Source organism: Pseudarthrobacter sp., assembly GCF_036675385.1.
Taxonomy (GTDB): domain Bacteria; phylum Actinomycetota; class Actinomycetes; order Actinomycetales; family Micrococcaceae; genus Arthrobacter.
Window position 1 is genome coordinate 26,453 of sequence record NZ_JAKFFD010000095.1, and the last position, 15,078, is coordinate 41,530.

Genomic DNA, 15,078 nt, shown 5'->3' on the forward strand with positions numbered 1-15,078 from the left:
AGGCTCCTGGCGCCTGACGCGCATCCTTCGGCCCGGTTGATCTTAAGACCCTGATGAAAGTGACTTTCTCATGAAGACCAAAGCCATGAAGTGGCTGACCAGTGTTCCGGTCGCGGTTGCGCTGGCAGTCTCGCTGGCCGCCTGCGGTAGCGGGACTGCCCAGCCGAGCGGCACGCCCACCGATGCCCTCGCCGGCAGTGACCAGCAGACGCTGGACAAGTACACCACCGCCGACGTCACGCCGTTGGACCAGATCGACAAGACCAAGCTGGGCCTCAACACCGACGGCAAGCTTGAAGTTGGCACGCTCTCCGACGCCCCGCCGAATATCTTCATCGACCCCGCCGGCAAGTTCACCGGCTACGACAACGAGCTCCTGCGCGCCGTTGCCGGCAAGCTTGGCCTCGAGGTCGAGTTCGTAGCCACCGACTTCTCGGCGCTGCTCTCCCAGGTACAGACCAAGCAGTTCGATGTGGGATCGTCCTCGATCTCCACAACAGACGCCCGCCGCGCCAACGTGGGCTTCACCAACGGCTACGACTTCGGCTTTATGGCTGTCGTTGCCAAGACCGACAGCGACGTCAAGGGCTTCGCAGACCTGGATGCCAATGTCCGCATCGGCGTTGTCCAGGGCACTGTCCAGGACGACTACGTCACCAACACCCTGAAGCTCGAGCCGGTCCGTTTCCCGGACTACGCCACCGTGTACGCCAACGTGCGCAACGGCCAGATCGATGCCTGGGTGGCACCCTCGCAGCAGGCCACCGGCCAGGTGAAGGACGGCGACGGAACTGTCATCGCCGAGTCTGTTGTGAACACCCAGAACTTCACTGCTTACGCCGTGAACAAGGACAACAAGGCCCTGATCGACGCTTTGAACTCCGGCCTTGATGCCGTAATTGCTGACGGCACCTGGTCCAAGCTGACCAAGGAATGGTATCCGGACCGCGAGACCCCCGCCGACTGGAAGCCGGGAAGCAAAGCTGCTCCGGCTCCCCAGAGCTGATCTGGGCTTAACCGCTTATGGATCTCCTGGACCAGCTGGGTGAAACGTTCCTCAACTGGGAGGAAATGGCGAAAGTCGTTCCTTCCCTTCTCACGGTGGGCTTGCCCAACACCCTGATCCTGGCCTTGGCCTCGGGCGTCCTCGGCTCCTTGTTGGGGCTACTGCTCGCGCTGATGGGCATTTCCCGGAATCCCGTGGCCCGCTGGGCAGCTCGGATCTACACCGACCTGTTCCGCGGCCTGCCCGCCATTTTGGTCATCCTGGTGATCGGTATCGGGCTCAGCCCCATCGCTCGGGAACTCACCGGTAACCGGAACCCCTATCCGCTCGGGATCCTGGCTCTGACGTTGATCGCCGGCGCCTACATCGGCGAGATCTTCCGTTCCGGTATCCAGAGCGTGGAGAAGGGCCAGCTGGAGGCCTCGCGCGCTTTGGGGTTCAGCTACGGCAAGTCCATGCGCCTGGTGGTGGTGCCACAGGGCATCCGCCGCGTGCTGCCTGCCTTGGTGAACCAGTTCATCTCGCTGCTGAAGGATTCCTCCCTGGTATTCGTGCTGGGCCTGGCTGCCTCCGACCGCGAGATTTTCCGGATCGGTAACGATGCGATGGCCAACACGGGGAATCTTTCGCCGCTCGTGGCCGCCGGCGTTCTGTATCTGATCCTGACTGTTCCGCTGACCCACTTCGTGAACTTCATCGACAACCGGCTCCGTACCGGCCGGCCGGAGAAGAAGGAACCGGACGAGCTGGCGGCACCTATCGGCAAGGGGGCACAGGCATGACGGAGTTTACTTCCGGCACCCTGACCGGCAAGAACCTGCACCTTTCGTTCGGGCATAACCATGTGCTCCGCGGCATCGACCTCCACGTGGAGAAGGGCACTACGGCTTCGGTCATCGGCCCGTCCGGCTCCGGCAAGTCGACGCTCCTGCGGGTCATGAACCGACTGATCGAACCGGACCAGGGCGACATCCTGCTGGATGGCCGGTCGGTCCTGAAAGACAACCCGGACGAGCTGCGCCAGCGGATCGGCATGGTGTTCCAGCAGTTCAACCTGTTCCCGCACAAGACCGTGCTGGACAACGTCTCGCTTGCGCTGCGCAAGCTCCGGAAGCTCTCCAAGGACCAGGCGACCGCCGAGGCCCTTGAGCAGCTGGACCTGGTGGGCCTCAAGCACAAAGCTGACGCCCGCCCGGCCAACCTTTCCGGCGGCCAGCAGCAGCGTGTCGCGATCGCCCGTGCGTTGGCCATGAAGCCCGAGGTGATGTTCTTTGACGAGGCCACCTCCGCACTCGACCCGGAGCTCGTGAAGGGCGTCCTGGCGCTGATGGCCGACCTCGCCAAGGGCGGCATGACCATGGTGGTGGTGACCCACGAAATGGGCTTCTCCCGCAACGTCTCAGACACCGTCACGTTTATGGATGCCGGCGTCGTGGTCGAATCGGGTCCGCCGGAGCAGATCTTCACGGCGCCCGCAACGGACCGCCTGAAGGGCTTCCTTTCGGACGTGCTGTAGGCGCACCAAAAGAAATCCCCGTCTCCCGGACTTTTCCCACCCGCATGGTGCGGGGATTTGTCCGAGAGGCGGGGATTTTCTTGCTTCAGCCGTTGTCGGCGCGGAAGGGCGTCCGACGGCGGCGCTAGGCTGTCGCGGCAGCTGCAGCCTTCGCGGCGGCCGGGAGGGCGTCAAAGATCCGGTTCATCGCGATGTCGTCGTGGGCGGCGGACAGGAACCAGGCCTCGAAGAGCGACGGCGGCAGGTAGACGCCGGATTCCAGCATGGAGTGGAAGAACGGCGCGTACCGGAAGGTTTCCTGGGCCTGGGCGTCAGCGTAGTTGTGGACGCCGTTGGCGGACGTGCCGAATGCCACGGAGAAGAGGTTTCCGGCGAACTGGACGGAGTGGTCCACGCCGGCACTGTCCAGGGCAGCGGACAGCGCCGAGGAGAGCTCCAGCGAGCGGGCGTCAATAAAGGAGTACACGTCGCGGGTGGCGTGCGTCAGCGTGGCTACGCCGGCTGCCATGGCCACGGGGTTCCCGGAGAGTGTCCCGGCCTGGTACACCGGGCCGAGTGGCGCGAGGTAGTCCATAACGTCCGCACGCCCGCCGAGGGCCGCCGTCGGCATTCCGCCGCCGATGACCTTGCCGAACGTGAGCAGGTCGGGGGTCCACGGCTCCGTCGCGTCAGCAGCACCGCCGGTGAGCCCCCAGTAGCCGGAGTAGCCGGTGCGGAAGCCTGTGAGCACTTCGTCCAGGATCAGCAGGGCGCCGTGCTCGCGGGTGATGCGGGACAGCCCCAGGTTGAAGCCCTCCCCCGGAGTCACCACGCCCATGTTGGCCGGGGCGGCTTCGGTGATGACGGCTGCGATGTTCGGCCCGTGCGCAGCAAAGGCGGCTTCGACGGCAGCGAGGTCGTTGTAGGGAAGGACCAGCGTTTCGGCGGCAGTGGCTGCGGTGACGCCGGCCGAGCCCGGCAGCGCCAGGGTGGCAACACCCGATCCTGCGGCGGCAAGCAGCCCGTCGAGGTGGCCGTGGTAGCAGCCGGCAAACTTGATGATGAGGTTCCGGCCGGTGAAGCCGCGGGCCAGCCGGACGGCCGTCATGGTGGCCTCGGTGCCGGTGGAGACCATCCGGACGCGTTCGGCGGCCGGCACGCGCTCCTGGACGATGGCTGCCAGGTTGGCCTCGTCCGGGGTGGACGCGCCGAAGGAGAGGCCGCGGTCCACAGCCGCGTGGACCGCCTCCAGGACGGCCGGGTGGGCGTGCCCCAGAAGGGCCGGGCCCCAGGAGCAGACCAGGTCGACGTACTCTTTGCCGTCGGCATCGGTCAGGTATGGGCCCTGGGCCGACACCATGAACCGCGGGGTTCCGCCCACCGAGCCGAAGGCACGGACGGGTGAGTTGACGCCGCCGGGCATCAGGGTCTGGGCACGGGCGAAGAGGTCTTCGGAACGAGTCATGCCCCCTATTCTTCCATCACGTGCGGTGGCATCCGGCGCCACCCATGGTGCGGGCGCCGGATACAGTAGCTGCCGGATCAAGTGGCCGCCTGGCTCAGCGGTCCGAGCGCACCTCTGCAAGCATGTCTGCAACGCGGGGCGCCACCTTGGAACCGAACAGCTCGATGGAGCGCATCATCTGCTCGTGGGGCAGCGTGCCGCTGCTGTACTTCATCTCGAAGCGGTCCGCACCCAGGGTGCCCTTGAGCCGGGCGATCTTCTTCGCCACGGTCTCCGGGGAACCAACGAACAGGGCGCCGTCCTCGTCCGCCGCTGCTTCGAACTCGCCGCGCCCGGCCGGTCCCCAGCCGCGCTCCGCGCCGATCTTGTTGCGGACGGCGAGCCAGTGCGGGTAGTACTGCTCCAGGGCCTGCTCATCGGTCTCGGCCACGTAGCCGGGAGAGTGCACGGAGAGTGCCTGCGGTTCCTTACCGGCTTCGGCCAGTGTGCGCCGGTACAGATCGGCATAGGGGCGGAAGCGCTCGGGCTCGCCGCCGATGATCGCCAGGACCATGGGGTACCCGTAGGTGGCCGTGCGGACGACGGATTGGGGTGAGCCGCCCACTCCGATCCAGGTGGGAAGCAGGCGGCCTTCCACGTGCGGATAGACCATCTGGCCCCGAAGCGACGCCCGGGTCCGGCCGTCCCAGTTCACCGGGTTCTGGGACCGTACCCGGTCGTAGATCTCCAGCTTCTCCTCGAACAGCGCGTCGTAGTCGCTGAGGTCGTAGCCAAAGAGCGGGAAGGACTCGGTGAACGAACCCCTGCCCAGGATCACTTCGGCGCGGCCGTTGGAGACGGCGTCGAGTGTGGCGAAGCGCTGGAAGACGCGGATGGGATCGTCCGAGCTCAGGACCGTGACAGCACTGCCGAGCCGGATGTTTTCCGTGGCCGTGGCGATGGCCGCGAGCACCACGTCGGGCGCACTGACGGCGAAGTCCCTGCGGTGGTGCTCCCCCACGCCGAAGGAGTGCAGTCCGACGGCGTCGGCCACCTTGGCCTGTTCCACCACCTGGCGCAGCACCTCGGCGTGGTGCTTGGGTGCGCCGTCGGCAGCCAGATCGACGTCGCCGAAGGTACTGACGCCCAACAGGATGGTGTCCGCGGGGACGGGGGCAGTGGGGTTGCCCGGGGTGGACGGAGTGGTTACGGAAGGCTCGCTGTTTTCATGCATACGCATACAAACCACGGAGCATCCGGAAACATTCCCTGCCGCGTCAGGATTCCTTGAGCCAGCCCGCTACTTCGGAGGCCCAGTAAGTCAGCACGGTGTTGGCGCCGGCCCGCTTGATGCCGAGGATGGATTCCGTGATGGCACCCCGCCGGTCGATCCAGCCATTGGCGGCGGCGGCCTCGATCATCGCGTATTCACCCGAGATCTGGTAAGCCGAGACGGGCACGGGACTCATGGCGGCGACGTCGGCCAGGATATCCAGGTAGCTCATGGCCGGCTTCACCATCACCATGTCTGCGCCTTCCTCAAGATCCAGCTCCACCTCAAGGAGGGCTTCGCGGCGGTTGGCGGCGTCCATCTGATAGGTGCGGCGGTCGCCCTTGAGCTGCGAATCCACGGCCTCCCGGAAGGGACCGTAGAAGGCGGAGGCGTACTTGGCCGCGTAGGCCAGGATGACGGTGTTTTTGTGGCCGGATTCCTCAAGGGCCTGGCGGATAACCCCGATCTGGCCATCCATCATGCCGGAGGGCCCCAGCACATGGGCGCCGGCGTCAGCCTGGGCCACTGCCATCTGGCCATAGATCTCGAGCGTGGCGTCGTTGTCCACGTAGCCGTCGGCATCCAGGACGCCGCAGTGGCCGTGGTCGGTGAATTCGTCCAGGCAGACATCGCCCATGATGACCAGGTCGTCGCCCACCTCGGCGCGGACGTCGCGGATGGCCTTGTTGAGCACGCCGTCCGGGTCCAGGGAGGCGGTGCCGCGGGCATCGCGCACGGCGGGCACGCCAAAGAGCATAATGCCGCCGACGCCCAGTTCCACGGCTTCCGCTGCGGCGCGCTTGAGCGAATCGGTGGTGTGCTGGACGACGCCGGGCATGGAGGTGATGGGCGACGGTTCGCTGAGGCCTTCGCGGATGAACGCCGGCAGGATCAGGTCCGCCGGAGCCAGGCGGTATTCGGCGGTGAGCCGGCGCATGGCGGGTGTGGTGCGGAGGCGGCGCGGACGGTGGTTCGGAAAGCTCATCGGGTGTTCCCTTCGTTGGCAAATACGGTGCCCAGCGCGGCCACTATGCCGTCCGGGGTGGGGACTTGGGCGGTGGCGGCCACCGGGATGCCGAGGGCGGCAGCTTCCGCCGCCGTCGGGCGTCCGATGGCGATGAAACGGCAGCGGCCCAGCGGCAGGAGAGTCGCTGCAATGCGCCGCGCGGCGCTTGGCGAGGCGGCCACGACGGCGTCAAGCATCCCGGCGTCGAGCTCCCTGCGGGTCTGCGACTGGCTGAGCTCACGGGGAGCGACAGCGTGGGAGATTCCGACGGCGGACGGCAGATCCGCCTCCAGGCGGAGTTCTTGCCGGGCCGGGTAGTCCACGGTGTGGTAGGCCACAACTGCGGTGACGTCGGCGCCCTTGGCTGCCAGGCCATCGCGCAGTTCAGGGGCCGCGATGTCTGCCTGTGGCAGCAGCACGCGCGCCGGCGCGGCGGTCCACAGTTCCACGAGCCCTTCGGCAGACTGGATATCCACCGGGGCCAGCGCAACAGGAATGCCCGCGGCCTCGAGGATCCGCCGGGAGGACGGTCCGATGGTGGCCACCCGCGTTCCCGCCGGCACCAGTGCGGCCGGCGTGGTGCCGCGCTCAATGGCCTTTTCCACGAGCACACGCACCGTGGTGATGCTGCTGACCACCAGCCAGTCGAAGCCCCCGGCCACCAGATCATCCAGCGCGGCATCGAGCGCCGGCTGGTCCGCGGCCCGTTCAAAGTCGATGAGCGGCAAAAGCAACGGTTCGGCCCCCAGGCCGCCGAGCAGCGCGGCCAGCGGCCCGGCACGGTCGGCGCTCCGGGTGATCAGGACGCGCCGGCCACCCAGAGCGCCCGCCAGGTCATCAGGAGGCGGCAAGGTCCGCGATCTCCGCGGCGCCGGCAGCCAGCAGGAGCTCGGCCACCTCGATGCCGAGCAGCGTGGCACCAACCTCGGTGAGACCGTCGGTTGCCTTCTTTTCGCGCACAGTCTTGGTGCCGTCCACGGCGCACACCGCCGCCTCGAGGTACAGCATGCTGCCCTTGCGGTACGCGAAGGCACCCACGGGGGCGGCGCAGCCGGCCTCGAGGCGGGCCAGCACGGCACGCTCGGCGGTCACGGCGAGGCGGGTGTCCTCATCGTTGAGCGCGGCCAGGGCCTGCGCCAAAACGCCCTGCGACCCCTCGGTGGAACCTGCCTTGCGCGGGGCGTCAGCCGTCCGGCATTCGATGGCCAGCGAACCCTGTCCGGGCGCCGGCAGCATCACGTCCATCTCGAAAAATTCGCTGACGGCGTCCAGGCGGCCGATGCGTTCCAGGCCTGCGGCGGCCAATACGACGGCGTCCAGGTCACCCGGCGCGCCGGCGGCGTTTCCGGGCAGGCCGGGCACGCGACCCAGGCGGGTATCCACATTGCCGCGGATGTCCTGCACTTCCAGGTCAGGGCGGGCGGCACGCAACTGGGCAGCTCGGCGCGGAGAGCCGGTGCCCACCTTGGCGCCCTGCGGCAGATCAGCCAGCTTTAGGCCGTCGCGGGCGCACAGGACGTCCCGCACGTCCGCACGCTTGGGCGTTGCGGCGATGGTGAGGCCCGGCGCGGCGCCCGTGGGAAGGTCCTTGAGCGAGTGCACAGCGACATCGCAGGTGTCCTGCAGGAGGGCATCGCGCAGGGCGGCGACAAACACCCCGGTGCCGCCCATCTGGGACAGGGACCCTGTCCTGACGTCGCCCTCGGTGGTGATGTGCACCAGCTCCACGGGGAAGCCTCCGACGGCGGCCAGCTGGTCCGCCGTCTGCTGGGTCTGGGTCAGGGCGAGCTTGCTGGCCCTGGTTCCGATCCGTACGGTCACGGGGTTCCTTCTCTCCCGGGAGCGCCCGCAGGTGCGGCCGGGTATGCGTCGTGTCCGGTGCCGACCGTGGTGTCGGCTCCGGCGATGGTGGGCTTTTCGCCGCGGAAGTTCGCGCAGCATCCCGGCCGGCAGACGTCGTACCAGGGGCCCAGTCCCGTCACGGCGGGCCGGTCACTGATGTTGTTGGCGAGCGTCCGTTCGCAGATGAGGTCCACCAGGCCGTTCACAAACTTCCGGTGGGTGCCCGGGGTAGGGACACGCGTGGCAGCCAGGCCGAGGTTGCGGCAGGTTTCCAGGGCTTCGGTGTCCAGGTCCCAGACAACTTCCATGTGGTCGCTGACGAAGCCCAGCGGGACGATGACGATGCCTTTGATGCCCTCGCCAGCCAGGTCGGCAATGGCGTCGTTGATGTCCGGTTCCAGCCAGGGCACGTGCGGCGCGCCCGAGCGGGACTGGTAGACGAGCGACCAGGGTGCGGTCAGGCCTGACTCGGCCTGCACGCGGCTGATGACTGCGGCGCCGGTGGCCAGGTGCTGGGCCACGTAGGCGGAACCTTCGTCGAACTCGCGCGGTTCGTCCGCGGACCGTCCGGCGGCCTCGGCATCCCGGGTGGGGATGGAGTGGGTGGCAAAAAGGATGTGCACGGGGGCATCCGGTGTTCCGGCGGCCGCAAGCTGCGCCCGCACATCCGCCAGCCCGGCTGCGGTGCCTTCAATGAAGGGCTCCACAAAGCCGGGGTGGTCGAAGTACTGGCGGACCTTGTCCACCTCAAGCCGGCCGTCCAGTCCTGTCTCCGTCAGGGCGATGCCGATGTCCTCGCGGTACTGGCGGCAGCTGGAGTAACAGGAGTAGGCACTCGTGGTGACCATCAACAGTTTCCGGTGGCCGGCGTCGTACGCGTCCTGCAGGGTCTGCGGAATGTAGGGGTCCCAGTTGCGGTTGCCCCACAGCACGGGAAGCTCAATGCCGCGGGCGCTGAGCTCCGCTTCCAGGGCTGCCTTGAGCTCGCGGTTCTGCTGATTGATGGGGCTGACGCCGCCGTTGGCCCGGTAGTGGTGGGAAACCTCTTCGAGCCGCTCGTCCGGGATGCCGCGGCCGCGGGTGACATTGCGCAGGAACGGGATAACGTCATCCTGGCCCTCGGGCCCGCCAAAGGCGGCCAGCAGGACGCCGTCATAGTTTTTGGGCGCCATCCGGCCGGCTTCGGTGACCTGGTTGATTCCGGTGAGCACGGCGCCCGCCGCAGGATCGGGCTGGGTCATGCGAGGACCTCAGCGACCTCGGCTGCGGTGATGCGGCGGCCGGTGTAGAACGGGATTTCCTCCCGTACGTGGTTGCGTGCTTCGGTGGCGCGGAGGCGGCGCATGAGGTCCACGAGGTCCACCAGTTCGGGGGCTTCCAGTCCCAGGATCCATTCCCAGTCGCCCAGGGCGAAGGAGGATACCGTGTTGGAGATGACCTGCGGGAACTCCCGGCCCAGCATGCCGTGGTCGCGCAGCATCTTGCCGCGTTCTTCCTCGGGCAGGATGTACCACTCATAGGAGCGCACGAACGGGTAGACGCAGAGCCATTCGGCCGGGGCCACACCGCGTGAGTAAGCGGGGGTGTGGTTCTTGGCGAACTCGGCTTCCCGGTGCACGCCCATGGCGGACCAGACAATCTCGGTTCCGGCGAAAAGCGTGCTGCGGCGGATGTCGCGGATGGCCTGCTGCAGCGCTTCGGGCTTCGGGCCGTGGAGCCACACCATGACGTCGGCGTCGGCGCGCATCGCGGAGACGTCGTAGCTGCCGCGGTGCGTGACGCCGGCCTCGGCCAGGCGGACCAACAGGGCATCGAAATCGGCGGCAGCATCAGCGCTGCGCACCAGTTCCTCGGACCGCTTGAAAACAGTCCAGAGAGTGAAGAACTGCTCGGCTGATTCTTCGGTTTTAGTGACAGATTCGGCAGAAGTGTGGCTCATGGTTACCAGTTTGCCCCTTCCCTACCGCCAAGTCGAAACCAGCGACTTCTACAAGACGTAGAAGTGCTCAATGTCACACGTTCGGCGAAGCATGGGTTGTGAGCCAAACCGGCACTAAGGTCAGATCTGGCGGATCCGGGCAAAAAGGAGGCCAGCGGCTCCGGCGGACCCCACCAGTCCCACACCAAGCCAGACCTTCGCGGGTTCGGCGGCCGCGGCTGCTGCCGTGGCGGACGCCATGTTGTCCCGGCTGGCAGGCGCGTTTCCGTGGCGCCCCGGTCCCGAAACAGGCGTGGCGTTGGTGCTGTGGGTGTCCGTGGGCTGGTCAACAGCAGGATCGGCTTCCTGTCCGGCATCCTGCGTCACGTCGGCGGGGGCACCGGGCTGGCCGTTCGGCTGCGTGCCTGCCGCTGAACCTGCGGCATCCGGGGACGTGCTGAGCGGCGCCGGAGCGCTCGACGGCGGGACGGCACCTTGGGGAGCCGTGCCCTGCGGAGTGGTGCCCTGCGGCGCTGGGCTGGCAGATGTCGACGGAGCGGACGACGTCGGCGCAGTTGACGTCGGCGCGGTTGACGTGGGGGCCGTGGACGTGGGGGCCGGAGACGGTGTGACCGTCGGAGTGGAAGATCCTGAGGGGGCGGGAGTCGGTTCGGGTGAGGCTGTGGAACGTCCACCGGAACCGCCCAAGAGGCCGCTCAGCAGGCCATCGACCCCGGCGAGGTCCGAGTCGGCAGCAACCGCGGCGGACTCTGTGGGTTCGGCGCTGCCGTCAGCCGCCTGGGATGCCGGAACGCCGGCGGACAGGACCAGTACCGCTCCGACGGCAGCCGCTGCAGCGCCACGCCGGAGTCCCCCATGGATACTGGTCCGGGAAAGGGAAGATTCGGACCTGTAAATAACCATAGTTATCGACCCTAGCCACATGAGGGGGTGGATTGAAAACCGGAAACTGCACCCCGGAGTGGTCCTTTCCAGGCCCATATTCCACTGAACAGGAGCGATGGTCAGCTGAGCAGGCTTCGAATTTCTTTTCGGGTATCGGCCACCACGGCGGCGAGTCCGTTGCCGGCCACCCATCCGCCCACAATGCCGAGGCCGGCCTCTGCCGCGCAGAGCTTCCTGACCTCGGCCACCCGGGCTTTGTGTCCCACGGCCGCGAACGGCAGGGCCCCTTGCCACCTGACAACATCCCAACCGACGACGTCCGTCCCCTGCACCGGGACGTCCAGCAGCGCCGAAGCGTCGCGCAAGGCAGCAGCCAGTAATTCCGTGTCAAGGGCAGGGGCGGAGCCGCCGGTTTCCGGGGTCGCGGGTTCCGCGGCTTCCATGCGGCCGTAGGAGAGCCGCAACACGTGGGTCCCGGGACCGGCCGCAGCCGCCAGCCAATCCCATTTCGCGGTGGCATGCGTGAGGGCTTTTGCCTGGATACCCGGCGTCTGGGGGGCTACCAGGATCCCGGTGCCCCGCGGCCTGCGGTCCAGTTCGGGCAGGTCCACTACTACGGTGACGAGCCGGACATCCGGACCGCTTTCGGGGCTCCTGCCGGCGAGGGCGGGCACGGCCGCCTGAAGCAGCCCCACTGCGGCCGGGCCGGGCAGCGCCACCACCAGCAGGCCGCCGTCGTACGCTGCGTCACCGGCGGTGACGCGCCACCCGTCCGGCGTCCGTTCGACGGCGTCCGCGGCCGTTCCACTCATCAGGGTGACACCGCGGCCGCGGAGATCGCTGAGCAGGGCCGAAACCAGGGTGTGCATCCCGCCGTCGAGGCCGGCGACGGCGGAACCCGCCTTCGCGACGGACGGCTGGGCGGAGCCGCGCCGCTGGGCGGCCACCGCGGCCGCGAGGGAACCGTGCTCTCGGATTCCGGCCCGGAGGCCGGGTGCCACCATGTCCACGTCCAGGAGACCGGGGTCCGCGGAGTGCACGCCGCCAACCACCGGGGCCACGAGGCGCTCCAACACGCGGCGGCCCATCCGGGCCCGCACCAGGGCCGCGACGCTGGTGACGTCCGCCGACGCACCGAGTGAAGCCGGCAGGTACTTATCAAAGGACGCCCGCAGGGAGCCCACAAACCCCAACGACCGCCTAACCTCCGGGTCCCAGGGGTTGGCGGGAATTCCCAGGACTCCGGTCTTGGGCAGTTCGCGCGGGCCGTCCGGAAGCTGCACCCAGGCACCGCCCGGGCGGGGCGCCACAACCTTGCTACCAAGTCCAAGTTCATCCGCAAGGTCAGCCACGGCTGAGGAGCGTGTGGCGAAGGACTCTGCCCCGCTGTCCAGGGTGAGGCCGGCCACCACGTGGCTGCCCACGCAGCCGCCCCAGGATGCTGTGGCTTCCAGAACGGTGACGGTGCGTCCGGCAGCTGCCAGCTCGCGTGCGGCCAGCAGGCCGGAGATGCCGCCGCCCAGGACGACGGCGGTCTGGGCCGGTGTCACGGAAGTGCCCACGGTCCTACTCCGGGGAAATGGAGTGGATGAGTTCTACAACACGGGTCAGGACCGTGGGGTCGGTTTCCGGCGGCACCCCGTGTCCAAGGTTGAGCACATGGCCGGGCGCAGAAGCGCCGGCCGCAATGACCGCACGGACATGGGCTTCCAGGACCTCCCACGGCGCGGACAGCAGCGCGGGGTCGATGTTGCCCTGCAGCGGCACCGTTCCGCCCAGGCGCCGGTTGGCCTCATCCAGCGGAAGGCGGTAATCCACGCCCACTACGTCCACGCCGACGTCGCGCATGGCAACTAGCAGTTCGGAGGTTCCGGTACCAAAGTGGATCAGCGGCGCGCCGAGGTGGCGGACATGGTCCAGCGCCCGGGCCGAGGCCGGTGCCACGAACTTGGTGTAGTCGGCCAGGCCCAGTGACCCTGCCCAGGAATCAAACAGCTGCCCGGCCGAGGCGCCGGCTTCCAGCTGGGCGCGGAGGAACATCCCCGAGGCGTCGGCGGCCCAGTTGGCCAGCGCCGTCCATGCTTCCGGGTCCGCGTGCATCATGGTGCGCGGGCCCAGGTGGTCACGGGAGGGTTTGCCCTCCACCATGTAGGCGGCGAGGGTGAACGGGGCACCGGCAAAGCCGATCAGCGGGGTTTTGCCCAACTCGGCGACGGTCAGCCGCACGGCTTCGCGAATCGGTTCCAGCGCTTCCCAGGTCAGCTGGGGCAGGGCGGCAACGTCTGCAGCCGTGCGCACCGGTTTGTCCAGCACGGGGCCCACGCCCGGCACAATGTCCACGCCGACGCCGGCGAGCTTGAGCGGAATGACGATGTCGGAGAAGAAAATGGCAGCGTCCACGTCATGGCGCCGGACGGGCTGCAGCGTGATTTCGGCTGCGAGCTCGGGCCGCAGGCAGGAATCCAGCATGGCCACGCCTTCGCGCACCTTCAGGTATTCCGGCAGGGAGCGCCCGGCCTGCCGCATGAACCACACCGGCCGCCGCGACGGCTTGCCGCCACGGTAAGCGGTGATGAGCGGCGAATCTGCGGTTCGGCCGTCCATCAGCGGATGGCCGGCAGCAAGGGCGCCGTCGTTAGACGGGACACTAGACGCGGCATTGGACACGGCGGAGCTGGAAGTCATGCCTTTGATTGTGCCCAAAATCGGCCCTAAAAGATAACGACAGCCTGTCACGGAGAGCCGCCCCGGCCGCGCCGTGGCAGGAAATGCGGCCCTCCACAGCCCGTGGCTGTTTGCCGGGTTGTTCTACCGGGCCACGAAAAAGCTATGATTGGTCTGCTGTGGTTCTTTTTTCATTGGTGGCTACACACGCCGACATCGACCTTGAGACCGTTGCTCAACTGAGCAACGGTGCCTCCGGTATCGCAACATCCGCACTCTCCGGATCGCCGGCAGTGACGGGTGCGATTGTGCTTGCCACCTGCAACCGCTACGAAATCTACGGCGAAGCGCCCCACGCTGACGATGTTGAGGCCGCACGTGCGGCTCTCGTGTCCGAGATCAGCGGACTCAGCGGACTCAACGAACAGCTCGTGTCCCGCTCCTTCAGCACACGCACCGGCCCCGAAGTCAGCCAGCACCTGTTCGCCGTGAGCGCCGGACTGGACTCCGCCGTCGTGGGTGAACGTGAAATTGCCGGCCAGGTCCGCCGCGCACTCATCACTGCCCAGCACGAGGGCACGGCCAGCTCCGGCCTGGTCCGCCTCTTCCAGGCCGCCTCCAAGACGGCCAAGGATGTCGGAGCACAGACCGCCCTCGGTTCCCGGGGCCTGTCCATCGTTTCAGTGGCACTGGATCTGGCCACCGATCTTTCCGAAAGCCCCGACTGGTCAGCGAAGAAAGTGGTGGTGTTCGGCACCGGAGCCTACGCCGGCGCCACCATGGCTCTGCTCCGCGAACGGGGCTGCACCGACATCTCCGTGTTCTCCTCGTCGGGACGCGCCGAAGCGTTCGTCGCCACGCGCGGCGGAACAGCGCTGGACAGCGAATCCCTGCCGGTAGCCGTAGCTGCAGCCGACGTTATGATCGGCTGCAGCGGCTCCGACACCCGGGTCGAAGCCGGCGAACTCGCCGAGATCCGCGCGGACTCGCCCCAGCCGCTGATCGCGATCGACCTCGCCCTCACCCATGATTTTGACCCGGAAGTCGGCCAGCTCGACGGCGTTGAGCTGCTCACGCTCGAATCCGTGCGTTTGGCGGCACCCCAGGAACAGGCCGAGTCCCTCACCCAGGCCAGCGGCATTGTGTCCGGCGCGGCCCAGGCCTTCGAACAGGAACGGGAAGCCCGCTCAGTGGATTCCGCCATCGTGGCGCTCCGCCGGCACACCATGAACGTCCTGGATGCGGAAATGGAACGCGTCCGTGCCCGCCACGGCTGCACCGCCGCCGCCGAGGAAGTGGAGTTCGCCCTCCGCCGGATGGTCAAGCAGCTGCTGCACGTGCCCACTGTCCGTGCCCGTGAGCTCGCCGCCAACGGCCAGCAGGACGACTACGTGTCCGCGCTCGAAACCCTCTACGGCATCACCGTGGAGCAGCCGGCCACCGCAGCGCAGGCGGAGTGCCCCGTGGACCACCGGGGCCTCGAAACCGCCTGACCCGCCCCCGTTGCTCTATCAGTTTTGGCTC

General features: G+C 67.7%; 14 protein-coding genes. 4 read left to right on the forward strand and 10 right to left on the reverse strand.

The window, feature by feature from the left end; genetic code table 11:
- Positions 1-70 precede the first annotated feature (70 nt).
- The 3 genes from V6M49_RS07585 to V6M49_RS07595 are packed head-to-tail and all read left to right on the forward strand — an operon-like array spanning position 71 to position 2,522.
- Positions 71-1,006, forward strand: a complete 936-nt coding sequence (locus V6M49_RS07585; RefSeq protein WP_141141063.1) for an ABC transporter substrate-binding protein — start codon at positions 71-73, stop codon at positions 1,004-1,006.
- Positions 1,007-1,023: 17 nt separating this feature from the next.
- Positions 1,024-1,788: an amino acid ABC transporter permease gene (locus V6M49_RS07590; protein ID WP_141141064.1), complete on the forward strand. Its 765-nt coding sequence runs from the start codon at positions 1,024-1,026 to the stop codon at positions 1,786-1,788.
- On the forward strand, positions 1,785-2,522 hold the full coding sequence (locus V6M49_RS07595) for an amino acid ABC transporter ATP-binding protein (RefSeq protein WP_332760740.1): 738 nt from the start codon (positions 1,785-1,787) through the stop codon (positions 2,520-2,522). The genes V6M49_RS07590 and V6M49_RS07595 overlap by 4 nt, the downstream gene beginning before the upstream one ends.
- Before the next feature lie 124 nt (positions 2,523-2,646).
- Here V6M49_RS07595 and hemL read toward each other — a convergent pair whose 3' ends face one another.
- The 10 genes from hemL to hemE all read right to left on the reverse strand — a co-directional run bounded on the left by hemL (position 2,647) and on the right by hemE (position 13,575).
- Positions 2,647-3,966: a glutamate-1-semialdehyde 2,1-aminomutase gene (gene hemL / locus V6M49_RS07600; RefSeq protein WP_332760741.1), complete on the reverse strand. Its 1,320-nt coding sequence runs from the start codon at positions 3,964-3,966 to the stop codon at positions 2,647-2,649.
- Between the two features lie 94 nt (positions 3,967-4,060).
- Entirely contained in the window at positions 4,061-5,179 is a 1,119-nt protein-coding gene (locus V6M49_RS07605) for an LLM class flavin-dependent oxidoreductase (protein ID WP_141141067.1), read from the reverse strand.
- 43 nt (positions 5,180-5,222) lie between these two features.
- Positions 5,223-6,203, reverse strand: coding sequence for a porphobilinogen synthase (gene hemB, locus V6M49_RS07610; RefSeq protein ID WP_141141068.1), 981 nt, complete (start codon positions 6,201-6,203; stop codon positions 5,223-5,225).
- Positions 6,200-7,075: a uroporphyrinogen-III synthase gene (locus tag V6M49_RS07615; RefSeq protein WP_332760742.1), complete on the reverse strand. Its 876-nt coding sequence runs from the start codon at positions 7,073-7,075 to the stop codon at positions 6,200-6,202. Before V6M49_RS07615 ends, hemB begins: the two co-directional genes overlap by 4 nt.
- A complete protein-coding gene (gene hemC / locus V6M49_RS07620; protein WP_332760743.1) occupies positions 7,062-8,045 on the reverse strand; it encodes a hydroxymethylbilane synthase in 984 nt (327 codons plus the stop codon). Before hemC ends, V6M49_RS07615 begins: the two co-directional genes overlap by 14 nt.
- Positions 8,042-9,307: a ferrochelatase gene (locus V6M49_RS07625; RefSeq protein ID WP_332760744.1), complete on the reverse strand. Its 1,266-nt coding sequence runs from the start codon at positions 9,305-9,307 to the stop codon at positions 8,042-8,044. Before V6M49_RS07625 ends, hemC begins: the two co-directional genes overlap by 4 nt.
- Complete coding sequence (gene hemQ / locus V6M49_RS07630) at positions 9,304-10,005, reverse strand: hydrogen peroxide-dependent heme synthase (protein WP_141141072.1); 702 nt, start codon at positions 10,003-10,005, stop codon at positions 9,304-9,306. Before hemQ ends, V6M49_RS07625 begins: the two co-directional genes overlap by 4 nt.
- A gap of 120 nt (positions 10,006-10,125) precedes the next feature.
- The gene (locus V6M49_RS07635; RefSeq protein WP_168223563.1) at positions 10,126-10,908 is read right to left on the reverse strand and encodes a hypothetical protein; all 783 of its coding nucleotides are present in this window, start codon (positions 10,906-10,908) and stop codon (positions 10,126-10,128) included.
- Positions 10,909-11,009: 101 nt separating this feature from the next.
- On the reverse strand, positions 11,010-12,452 hold the full coding sequence (hemG, locus tag V6M49_RS07640) for a protoporphyrinogen oxidase (RefSeq protein WP_332760745.1): 1,443 nt from the start codon (positions 12,450-12,452) through the stop codon (positions 11,010-11,012).
- A gap of 4 nt (positions 12,453-12,456) precedes the next feature.
- The gene (gene hemE, locus V6M49_RS07645) at positions 12,457-13,575 is read right to left on the reverse strand and encodes a uroporphyrinogen decarboxylase (protein ID WP_332760746.1); all 1,119 of its coding nucleotides are present in this window, start codon (positions 13,573-13,575) and stop codon (positions 12,457-12,459) included.
- Between the two features lie 158 nt (positions 13,576-13,733).
- Here hemE and V6M49_RS07650 point away from each other — a divergent pair, with 158 nt between their 5' ends.
- The gene (locus tag V6M49_RS07650; protein ID WP_141141076.1) at positions 13,734-15,047 is read left to right on the forward strand and encodes a glutamyl-tRNA reductase; all 1,314 of its coding nucleotides are present in this window, start codon (positions 13,734-13,736) and stop codon (positions 15,045-15,047) included.
- The last annotated feature ends 31 nt before the right edge of the window (positions 15,048-15,078 follow it).